Raw genomic sequence first — 10,593 nt, forward strand, 5'->3', positions numbered from 1 at the left:
AGCGACAGACCATCGAATATCGGCGCTTGCAGCACCGCAAGCTCGCCGCCTAACATCACCCCCCAGACGAGGCCCGCACTCCGCTAATTTACGCCGCGAGTTGCGCCAAATGTTCTGACGACGGACACCCAGAAGAATCCGTGCTTACCATCGGCTTGGGAATAGGCAATAGCGCCCCAGATTCCGACCTGCTCGACCGGCGTCGAGAGAGGCTCGTTGTAGGTCTGCGTCAAATCCGCGGCAAATCCCATCTGACTGAAGGCCAGGATCACGCCGGCAGCAATGGCAATCGCTTTCCTGTTCATCGTTGGTAGTCCTCTCCTTGATGTTCTCCCGCCGCTGAGCTGTCGGTCGGGGCTGGTCGTGCCCCACCGCCCATTGCTGCAGTAGATGCCGGCAGCATGGGATGCTGGCGCGTCTCCGCATCGCCGCGGAATCCGGGCCAGCGCGACCTGGACTGGCGGTCGGCAAATTGCGCCGCAGCGGCAATCACCACGACAAGGGGCCGAAGCATCAAGAACGACCCTACACGGGGTTCCTTCCGCCGATTTGTCTTCAGACTGCTCATAGTCAGCCTCTCGCCCAGGCGATCGACACCACGACGCAGCCTCCCCCAGATGGAACGAGCATCGCCTGCCCGCCATTTCCGGCGAGCGCGTAGACCTGGACATTGCCGAGGGTATTGGCGAGCGTACTTCCCTGCGGCAGGGTCGCGGGCACACTCGCGCAGGTTGCCGACAACGGTGCGACCCGGATCATCGCGCCCTCGCATGCCGCGCCGTTCGGAGAAGCGACCACGACCCCGCCTGCAGAACCTGTATAGCTCGACGACTGGTAATTCAGCCCGACCAGAGCCTGGATGGCATGTTTGTCCGGTTCCTGCTCGTTCCATGTGCTCACGACGTTGTAGCGCGCACCGTCTGTCAGAAGCTGCCCAAGCACTGGGTAAACGTTGGAACAGGCGGCAAGGCCGGCCTGTTTGGCGTGCGTCAGGAATGGTGTGTCGGGAAGCGCGGCGTCGGGCCCCTTCGTGGCCGCGGCCGGCGTCGCGAGGAGGTTCGAGAGATCGGTGAATCGCAAGGCTATGACTCCGCACGCCACGGCCAGGAGGAGGACGCCGAGGCCGATGGCGACCGTTCGCCTGGATCGTCGCGTCGCATTGCCGACCTCACGGTTGACGGTCGCTCGGGGAGCGCTTCCGGGCCGAGCGTCGCGCGACATGATGCGGTCGTGGATGGATCGCTGTGCCATGAGCCATTCGATCAATTGATCGCCGCCAGGGCCTTGCCGAGGCCCTTCAGCGATGCGGTTACGGTTACGGTCTCACCGGTGGCGGTAACGTAGGAAATGCGGGAATTCGCTTCCCGGCCGATTTGCTCCCGAAGGATCGGGCCGACGGGCACCATGCCGACGCAGACAACCTCGTTGCAGCCCTGCAGCGCCACTTCGACCGGAGACCGGCGACCCTCGAATTGCAGTGACAACGTGCCGTCGCTTCGCATCGTCGGCGGTGTGCGCAGCAGAAAATAGGGCTTTCCGTCCTCACTCGCCGCTAGCGACCAGCTGAAGGCGGTATTGCCGGTGCGGTCCTCGATGATTTGAGTGATGTTGCAGACCTTCTGGTGCGCCTCCAGGTTCTCGTCGCAGATCAGGGTCCAATTTTCGAAGGGACGAATGGTCCGGCGGTACTGGCCGAGCGGGACGTCCGCCGGAACGACGATGTCGGACGCCTTGATCCGATAGGCAGGTACGGAAGACTCCCGCCCGGCAGGCTCCTGCCCGGCGGCGGGAATGCCGCCGAGCAGGATCAGACAAACCAGGGGGATCCCTCGTTGAAGAGCGAGGGTGGCTTGCCGGATCATCATGGCATCAGTTCAGCGTGAAGCTGATGCCCGCGCCGGCGCCCCACTTGCCGCCGGCGGTCGTCGCCGAAAGATTGGTCCGGATGCGGCCATTCTCGCTCGTGTAGCCTGCGCCGAAAGCAAAGGCCCCCTGACCACTCCACACGCCGCCGCCAACCGCCGCGCTGATCTTGCCGGGCCGGTCGTCGTAGCGCAGGGAGGCGGCTGCGAGGCCGATTGCCGCCGCCTGGCGCGCTTCGTCGCGGATCTCGCCGATGTCCTGATTCAGCTGGGCGAACTTGTAGTCGGTGTAGGCGTTCGCCTGGTTGAGCGTGGAGACCGCGACCTGGTCCGTATAGTTGTTGGCGGTGTCGATCGCGTAGGAGACCCGGTTGTCGGTGTAGGTGTTCGCCTCAATGAGAGTGTTGGAGAGCCCGTCCTTGAGCTGGCCGACATTAACCGCGTCGGTGTTGGCGACGCCGGCCGCGACGTTCGAGATCAGCACGGGCGCGTTCGGGTCGCCGCCGATAAGCGTGACCGAATTGCTCCGCGTGCCATCAGGGTTCTTGTCGTAGAGAACCGCGCCGTCCGCCAGCTCGCCGAGGCCGTCGGTCAGGTCCTCGATCGCCGTGTTGGTGGCCCAGAGTTGGCTGCCATTGATGGCGTCGGTGCTGTCGGCCGATATCCGGCCGGCGGCGACGTTGGTGATGGTGCGCTCGGCACCAGCGTCACCGACGCTGACCGTGCCGACCGGCGCCGCGCCGGCGAAGGCGTAGTCGGTGCCGTTGATGGTGGTGCCGGATGTGCCGACGGCTGCCTGCGTCGTCGAGCCGGCGCCGAGGGCGACGTCGTTGGCGTTGTTGGCAGTCGCTCCCTGGCCGATCGCAACCGCGCCGGCGGCGCCGGTGACGGTGGTCGCGCCGTTGCCCATCGCCACGCTACCGGCGCCGGTCGCCACCGCCTGCGGCCCGACGGCGACACTCTCCGCGCCGACGGCTTGACTGTCCGCCGCCGCCGAATTGGCGTGGAAATACTTGATGCCCCCACCATTATTGATGTTGTTGATGGTGTCGCCGAGGTTGGTCAGGCTTGTGTCGACTGCCGCGAAGGTGTCGTAGACGGTCGTGTAGCTGCCGCCCTGCATCACATAGGTCGGACCGTTGACGGTGCCGTCCGGGTTGACGCTGGCGCCGCCACCCAGATGCGTGACGATGCTATTGGATACCCCATAGAGCTGGCTGCCGTTCACCGCATCGGTCGAGGTCGCGTTCACGTCGCCGGCCGTGAGATTGGTGATCTTTGTGCCGGCCGTGCCCTCGAGCGTGATGGTGTCCTTCGGATCGCCGATATTGCCGTCATACTTGACCGCACGGTCGTCGAGCTCGGCGACATTGTCGTCGATCGCCTCAACGGCCTGGTTGGTTGCGTAGAGCTGCGAGCCGTTGATCGCGTCGGTGCTGTCGGCCGCAACCCGGCCAGCGGCGACGTTGATCAGCTGCCGCTCGGCACCGACCGCGCCGATGCTCACGACGCTGTCCGGCGTCGCGCCGGCGAAGCTGTAGGTGGTGCCGTTGATCACGATGTCGGCCGTACCCACGGCAGCGGCGGTCTGCGACCCTGCGCCCAGAGCGACGCCGAGATAATGGTCCGCGACCGCGCCGGCGCCGATCGCCACCGCCTGTTCGCCGCCCGACTGGGCGCTGGTGCCGAAGGCGATGCCGTCGGCCAGCATGACATGAGCGTTCTGGCCGATCGCCGTGCCACCCGGCGCGGTCATGTCGACGATGGCGCCGTTGCCCATGCCTATGCCGTTGTCGCCATTCACCACCGTCGTAGGGCCGACCGCGATCGAGTCCGTTCCGACGGCCAGCGAGTCCGGGGCGGACGAGTTGGCATGGAAATACTGCGTCGCCGTCACGCTCACCGAGGCAATGGCCCCCTGCAACTGGCGGATCGTCACCGCATCCTGTGCGTCCGTACCATCGGCCACGTTGGTGATCTGACGATAGGCGTCGTCCGTGCCGACCGAGACCGAGCCGAGCAGCATCTTGTCGGTGGTGTTGTAGGTGATGATCGCCGAACCCGCGGGGATGGTGCCCGTCGAGGGCGCGATGGTTCGGTCGGCGATCGACCCGGCGCCTAGCGCGACGCCGCCAATGACGCTGGTCTGCGTATCGCGGCCGAGCGCCAGCGCGCTTTCCGCCGTCGCCGTCGCCTGATAGCCCACGGCCGTGGAGCCGACGCCCTGCGCGTAGGAGTCCGTCTGTATCAGGCCGGCCTCATTGGTGCGGGCGTAGCGAATACCCACGCCGTTGGCGTCGGTATAGGTGGTCGATGTATCGCCCGCGATGTTGTTGATGGTGTCGCCGAGATTGGTGATGTCGGCGGTGTTCTGGTTGACCTGCTGGTTAGTGGCGAAGAGCTGCGAGCCGTTCACCGCATCGGTCGACGTCGCGCTGACATCGCCGGCCGAGAGGTTGGTGATCTTAGTGCCGGCCGTACCTTCGAGGGTGACGGTATCCTTGGGATCGCCGATATTGCCGTCGTACTTCACCGCGCGGTCGGTGACCTCGCCGACTTCCGTGCCAAGGTCGTCAATCGCCTGATTGGTGGCGAAGAGCTGTGAGCCGTTGATCGCATCAGTGGACGTGCCGCTGATCCGGCCGGCCGCGACATTGGTGATGGTGCGCTCGGCGCCCGCGTCGCCAATGGAGACCGTACTGGTCGGCGTGGTGCCGGCGAAGGCGTAGGTGGTGCCGTTAATGACGATGTCGGTCGTACCGACAGCCGTCGCCGTCGCCGAGCCCGAGCCGAGGGCGACATCGCCATCATTTGTGGCGGTCGCGTCGAAGCCGAGCGCCGCGGCGCCGACGCCCGAGGCAGAGGCTCCCACGCCCGCCGCCAGCGCATTCAGCCCAGTCGCGCCATCATTATCATAATTGCCGCCGGCGGTCCCGCCGTCATTGATGCTGTAATAATGGGTCTGGCCGTCGACAACGAAGTCATTCAGCATCTTCAGTTGCGCGACGTTCACCGCATCGGTATCCGCCGTTCCCGCGGCGACGCCGTTGATTTGGCGCGTTATGCCGTTGCCGGCCTCGCCGACCGAGACCGCGGCGCGCGTGCCGACCCAGGTGCTGGTCGTGTCGGTCGAAGGCAGGCCGGTCAGGGGATCATAGCCGGCCACCCCCGCGCCGGTCACCGCGATGGAATCCGCGCCGAGTGCGACGCCATCGGCGACCGCCACACGGCTGTTGACGCCGATCGCCACGCTATCGGTCGCGCCGGACGAGATCAGGATGCCATTGCCCATGGCCATTGCACCGGCGGCGGAGACGGTGTTGTTGTTGCCGACGACGCGCGCTCCCTCGGCGCTGGCGGCCAACAGGTTGGTGTTGCCGAAGGCGCCGGCTTCATTGGCGGCGATGAAGTTGTCGTTGCCGATCGAGTAGCTGCCGCCGCCGGTGATCGTCGTCGGATCCCCGATCGCTCCAGAATCGTCGCCCGAGACCACGTTGTCCGTCCCGATGCTGATCGAGCGCTCGCCGCTGGCGACGCTTCCGCTGCCGATCGCCACGGCGTTGTTGGCACTGGCGGTGTTGCGGGTGCCGATGGCGATGGAGAAATTCCCGGAAGCATCGTTACCGTAGCCAAGCGCCGCGGCCTCCTCGCCCGCAGCAGCCGCGTTCACTCCCGCCGCTAAGGCATTTGTTCCCGTCGCGCCGTCATTGGCGTAGTTGCCGCCGGCCGTGCCGCCGTCATTGACGCTGTAGTAGTGCGTCGCCGACGCCTCGACATTTGTGCTGAGGTTCTCGATTGCCTGGTTGGTGGCGAAAAGCTGTGAGCCGTTGATCGCATCCGTCGAGGTGCCTGTCACCTGACCGGCTGCGACACTGGTGATGGTTCGCTCGGATCCGACGGCGCCGATAGACACCGTGCTCACAGGGGTGCTTCCCGCGAAGGTATAGGCCGTGCCGTCGATCGTGACGCCCGCAGTTCCAACGGCGGTTGCGGTCACCGAACCGGCGCCGAGGGCCACAGATCCATCTTCATTGGCCAGTGCATTCTGCCCGAGGGCGAGCGCGCCGACACCGACTGCTGTGGCGTCATAGCCAACCGCGGTTGATCCCTGTCCCTGAGCAGAGGAATCGCTCGGGGGCAGTCCCGTCTCGTTGGTACGGACGTAGCGGATGCCGGTACCATTGGCCTCGACATAGGTGGTCGAGGTGTCGCCGGCGATGTTGGTGATCGTATCGCCGAGGTTGGTAATGTCGGTGGTGTTCTGATCGACCTGCTGATTGGTGGCGAAGAGTTGGGAGCCATTCACGGCGTCGGTCGAGGTCGCGCTCAGCTCGCCCGGCGCCACGTTGGTGATCGTGGTGCCGGCCGTTCCCTCCAGCGTGATCGTGTCCTTCGGATCCCCGATCGCGCCGTCATATTTGACCGCACGGTCGCTGACCTCGCCGACCTCCGTGCCGATTTCGTCGATCGCCGTGTTGGTGGCGAAGAGCTGCGAGCCGTTGATCGCGTCGGTGGACGTGCCGCTGATCCGGCCGGCCGCGACGTTGGTGATGGTGCGCTCGGCGCCGGCATCGCCGACGGAAACCGTACTGGTCGGCGTCGTGCCGGCGAAGCTGTAGGTGGTGCCGTTGATCACAACATCGGTGGTGCCGACAGCCGCCGCCGTCACCGAGCCCGAGCCGAGAGCGACATCGCCGTCATTGGTGGCGACCGTGCCGAAGCCCAGCGCCGCAGCACCGACACCCGAGGCCGAGGCCCCCACGCCCGCCGCGAGCGCGTTCAGCCCGGTCGCACCGTCGTTGTTGTAGTTAGCTCCCGTTGTTCCACCATCATTCACGCTGAAATAGTGCGTTGCTGCTGCCTCGGCAGCATCCGCGACAGCCTGGAGCTGCCGAACATTGACCGCGTCGGTGGCCTGCGTTCCGCCGGCCACGTTGGTGATCTGGCGTTCGTTGCCTCCAGATCCGACAGAAACCGCACCCCTGGTGGACGCAACGGCCGTCCCGGAGAAAAGCTCGGTTGCCCCGTTCAAACCTGCGCGGCTAGCGCTCGATCCTTCGCCCAGCGCGACGCCGCCTACGGCAGAGGCGCTCGTTCCCAGACCACCTATCGCAACCGCTCCGTCACCCGTGCTGGTCGTTCCAAAACCCATCGCGATGCCGCGAAGGCCGACGCTCGTGTTGCGTCCAATCGAAATGCCGAACTGGCCGTCGCTGGTCGTGGCGCCCTCACCGATAGCGACGCCCCATTGTGCACGGGCGTTTTCACCGATCGCGACGCCTACGGTCCCCTGCGTTCCGCCGACAGATCCATTGCCGATCGCCACCGAACTGTTACCAGTCGCGATGTTCGCATTGCCGATCGCGACAGCTCCTGTCGCCGCGGTGGTTCCAGCCGTGTTTCCGGCAGCCTGATTGTTTGCACCGATGGCAACGGAACCAGTGCCGTTGACAACATTCGGATCGCCGATCGCGACGGCGCCGTCACCGGTCGCCATCTGTCCGACGCCGATCGCCACGGCTTGGCCACCTTGTGCAGTCGAATCCTGGCCGATTGCAATCGCACCATCGGTCACCGCAGACGCGTTGGCACCCATGGCGACTGAGGCAACGCCGGCCGCGCTGGCGCCGGCGGTCTCGCCGCCACCGATCGCGATGGAGGCTTCGCCTTGTGCCAGGGCATTTCGCCCGCCGGCAAAGGAACTTATCCCCTGTGCGGAGGCATTGTTGCCGACCGCTGTCGCACCCTCTGCTCCGGTATTCGCGCCCGAGCCCAACGCCGCGGAACCCTCACCTTGTGCATTCGATTGGTGACCAATGGCCGTGCTGTAATCAGCCGCGGCTGTTGAAGAGAGACCCAATGCAGAGGCGCCCACGCCGCCTGATGTTGATTCACCGCCAATTGCGATGCTGTTCGCGCTGGTCGCCTGGGCACCGCGCGTCCCGTTCACACCGATCGCAATCGCACCGTCGGCCGTCGCTCTTGTCGAATTGGCAGCCGACAGGACCGATGAGCCGCCACCACCGATCGCGATTGTATTCTGCCCTGATGCGATGCTGCCAGTGCCAAAAGCGCTGCTCGCAACTCCGGTCGCGGAGGCTTCCACCCCGACTGCTGTCGCATAGTTTGATGTTGCCGTCGCTGAATTGCCGACAGCCGTAACGGCTGTGCCGGTAGCATTGGCGAAGCTTCCGAGAGAGGTGTAGCCAAGACCCTGTCCGGTAGATGCGCAGCCCGATACCCAACCATAGGTTCCGGTGCCGCTGCCTGTGCGAACGCCGCCGGCCGTCATTCCGGGTCCGTTGGTAACGCCCGGATTGTTTCGATAAACAGTATCATTGGCGGCGCTTAGGCAATTAGAGCCAGCATCTATCGAAACCGGCATCGCCCAGCCCTCACTGGGAGCTACTGTCCCTACTGCAAGGGCTCCAAGGATCAGGGCAGCGAGCGCGCCGCGACCGCTCAGGAAACCGAGCTGCGCCCGCCTCTGGGCGATCTCGCGCTGTGCGGCCGTCGCCAAGCCGACCGGTCGGCCGCATCTCGGGCATACCGGAACGTCAGTGCTCACTATCAGCGATTGCGCAATCGCCGTCGAATTGGCGATACTAAGGGTTTCCAACATGGCTGCGATGGCGCCGCCGACACCGAGAGAACCAAGGCCGAGCCGTTTGCGACCCATACCGAGCGCCTGATGCGCCATTCTGAGAATGGCCATGAGGCGACGGCGGACCGAGCGGCTGTCGCCAGCGCCGGCCACCCAGTTGCGAACGAATTCCTTGCGGTTTTCGGACCGATCGATGCCGTTAAGCTGAATATCGGTGGGCATTCTATTCCTCCAAATGCTGCGCGGATCAGTCCGAGGACAGAGCTTCTGGTTACGTTGTTGATCTCGTGGTCTTGAGTTGGTCTGAAAGTGCCCGGCCGCCCTTGACGCCCAGGGCTTCGATTGAATCGAACGCCGTAGCGATCCATTCGTCCGAGGTTTTCGGCACGCGATGCAGCGTCCGATCGATACGATCTGGCGAAAGCTTCAGGGCCAGTACTGTCCGACACACATGCAGGTGCGTCTGCGGATCGTCGTGGCCGTGGAACGGCTGGGTCAATCCGAACACAAACCGCGCGAAGAGATGGTCGATTTCATCGATGGAGAGTTGCTGCCCATAGCGGGTTTCGAGCGCCTCCCAGGCAGCGAGCGCCTTCCCGGCGAAGATCTCGCAATCGACAGACGGGGGTATGGGGAGGACGGAATTCATCACCGTCCTCCCCAACATGCCGGGGCCCGCCGCAACGCCCGATGCTGGCTACCTATTTGCCGACCAGAATAAGAGAGAAACAGAAGATGAGCCTCATCCGAGGCCGGCTCTTCGGTTTTCGCTCCCGTCCATGGCCTCGTCTCATCGGATTCCAAGGCTTTGAGCGCCTGCAGCAGCCCAACCCGATCAAGAGCGCGCAGGTCGGCTCTATGTAAGGCCGATGGATAGAAGCGCTCAGCGCACAATATCTCGCCCGTATTCGTCATGAAACGAGCAAGGCATTCCACACAGAGCATTTCACCGCTGTCGGCGGATGAGATGACCGACTGTTGAGCCAGGAGAACTTGCCCGATCTCGATCTCATCGAGCCCGTCGATGTTCAAAGAAGGAGGGAGCATCGACCGGATATTCATCGCCCCTCACACGATGCCGGAAGATACGGCCGCGTCATCCCAACGCGCGAACCGCTGATGGGGCGCTTCCGAAGACACGGAACGGGCCGCGAAAATCCGCTGTAAGTATTTGATTTTAATGGAAAACGACCGCGACAAAACCGGTCGATTTAGACAACGTAACGTCAATTCTACAATTTCAATGCCTTACCGAGCTTCGGTCATTGAAATTGTTGAGTGATTTGTGAGGTCGGCGAGCATGCTGGGGATGCGCCAAAAAGGACCCCTTTTGTCAAGGGCCCGGTAGCTCGGTTGTTTTTAGAGAAATGCAAGAGGCATCGGGAGAAGGCGATATGTCCCGAGTGCACCGTGTCCTTCCTCCCGCGCTGGAAAGTAAGGACCAAATGATCATTGGGTACGCACGAGTATCGACCGACGAGCAAAAGCTCGATTTGCAAATTCAGGCCCTTGAGAATCTTGGATGCGAGCGAATATTCACCGATCACGGCCAATCCGGTTTCCGATTTTCGCGTAACGGTCTTGAGAGCGCGCTTCGGAGCCTTGGCCCGGGTGGGACGCTTGTTGTGTGGCGGCTTGACCGCCTGGGGCGCTCGCTGTCGGGATTGGTTGGACTGATGGAACAGCTCGGTGAGCGCGATATCCATTTCCGATCGGTGATGGAAAATATCGACACGGCCTCCTCAGGTGGCAAGTTGATGTTTCACATGATGGCAGCACTCGCTGAATTCGAGCGCTCCATTATCAGCGAGCGGACACGCGCCGGCATGGCCGCCGCAAAGGCACGTGGAAGCAGGCTTGGGCGCCCGAGAATAACCTCCGAAGAGGAACTCCGCCGCGCGGCAAGCGCATTCCAGGCTCGTGAGAAGCCGGCGCGGGACCTTGCCCGGGAACTCGGCATCTCAGTTCGGACGCTTCATCGCCGTCTGAAGGAATTGCCGGTGACCTGAGACCCTGAACTTCCTCCAGATTTGGGTAGAGTCCGTCGATTACGGAGACGGACGATGCGACCATCGCGGTTCACGGAAGAGCAGATTATCGGACTACTGAAGGAGCAGGAGACCGGTG

General features: G+C 63.9%; 7 protein-coding genes. 1 reads left to right on the forward strand and 6 read right to left on the reverse strand.

Going from position 1 to position 10,593, the window contains the following annotated elements; translation table 11 throughout:
* Positions 1–83: 83 nt before the first annotated feature.
* The 6 genes from STARVERO_RS21815 to STARVERO_RS21840 form a co-directional block, all read right to left on the reverse strand.
* On the reverse strand, positions 84–305 hold the full coding sequence (locus STARVERO_RS21815) for a hypothetical protein (RefSeq protein WP_159602075.1): 222 nt from the start codon (positions 303–305) through the stop codon (positions 84–86).
* A 265-nt stretch (positions 306–570) separates the two neighbouring features.
* Positions 571–1,266, reverse strand: a complete 696-nt coding sequence (locus tag STARVERO_RS21820; RefSeq protein ID WP_244616984.1) for a hypothetical protein — start codon at positions 1,264–1,266, stop codon at positions 571–573.
* Positions 1,263–1,862, reverse strand: a complete 600-nt coding sequence (locus STARVERO_RS21825) for an invasion associated locus B family protein (RefSeq protein ID WP_159602087.1) — start codon at positions 1,860–1,862, stop codon at positions 1,263–1,265. The genes STARVERO_RS21820 and STARVERO_RS21825 overlap by 4 nt, the downstream gene beginning before the upstream one ends.
* Before the next feature lie 7 nt (positions 1,863–1,869).
* Positions 1,870–8,688, reverse strand: coding sequence for a YadA-like family protein (locus tag STARVERO_RS23760; protein ID WP_159602077.1), 6,819 nt, complete (start codon positions 8,686–8,688; stop codon positions 1,870–1,872).
* Positions 8,689–8,737: 49 nt separating this feature from the next.
* Positions 8,738–9,115, reverse strand: coding sequence for a hypothetical protein (locus STARVERO_RS21835; protein ID WP_159602079.1), 378 nt, complete (start codon positions 9,113–9,115; stop codon positions 8,738–8,740).
* Positions 9,115–9,528, reverse strand: coding sequence for an EAL domain-containing protein (locus STARVERO_RS21840; RefSeq protein ID WP_159602081.1), 414 nt, complete (start codon positions 9,526–9,528; stop codon positions 9,115–9,117). Before STARVERO_RS21840 ends, STARVERO_RS21835 begins: the two co-directional genes overlap by 1 nt.
* 383 nt (positions 9,529–9,911) lie before the next feature.
* On the opposite strand from STARVERO_RS21840, the gene STARVERO_RS21845 reads away from it, so the two are divergent.
* Positions 9,912–10,475, forward strand: coding sequence for a recombinase family protein (locus tag STARVERO_RS21845; RefSeq protein ID WP_159602083.1), 564 nt, complete (start codon positions 9,912–9,914; stop codon positions 10,473–10,475).
* Positions 10,476–10,593: the final 118 nt, after the last annotated feature.

The sequence above is a fragment of the Starkeya nomas genome (assembly GCF_902703545.1).
Taxonomy (GTDB): Bacteria; Pseudomonadota; Alphaproteobacteria; order Rhizobiales; family Xanthobacteraceae; genus Ancylobacter; species Ancylobacter moscoviensis.

Bases quoted from the DNA above. Each gene is read 5' to 3' on its own strand.
- STARVERO_RS21815 (WP_159602075.1), bottom strand. From the start codon at position 305: ATGAACAGGAAAGCGATTGCCATTGCTGCCGGCGTGATCCTGGCCTTC.
- STARVERO_RS21825 (WP_159602087.1), bottom strand. From the start codon at position 1,862: ATGATCCGGCAAGCCACCCTCGCTCTTCAACGAGGGATCCCCCTGGTT.
- STARVERO_RS23760 (WP_159602077.1), bottom strand. From the start codon at position 8,688: ATGCCCACCGATATTCAGCTTAACGGCATCGATCGGTCCGAAAACCGC.
- STARVERO_RS21835 (WP_159602079.1), bottom strand. From the start codon at position 9,115: ATGAATTCCGTCCTCCCCATACCCCCGTCTGTCGATTGCGAGATCTTC.
- STARVERO_RS21840 (WP_159602081.1), bottom strand. From the start codon at position 9,528: ATGAATATCCGGTCGATGCTCCCTCCTTCTTTGAACATCGACGGGCTC.
- STARVERO_RS21845 (WP_159602083.1), top strand. From the start codon at position 9,912: ATGATCATTGGGTACGCACGAGTATCGACCGACGAGCAAAAGCTCGAT.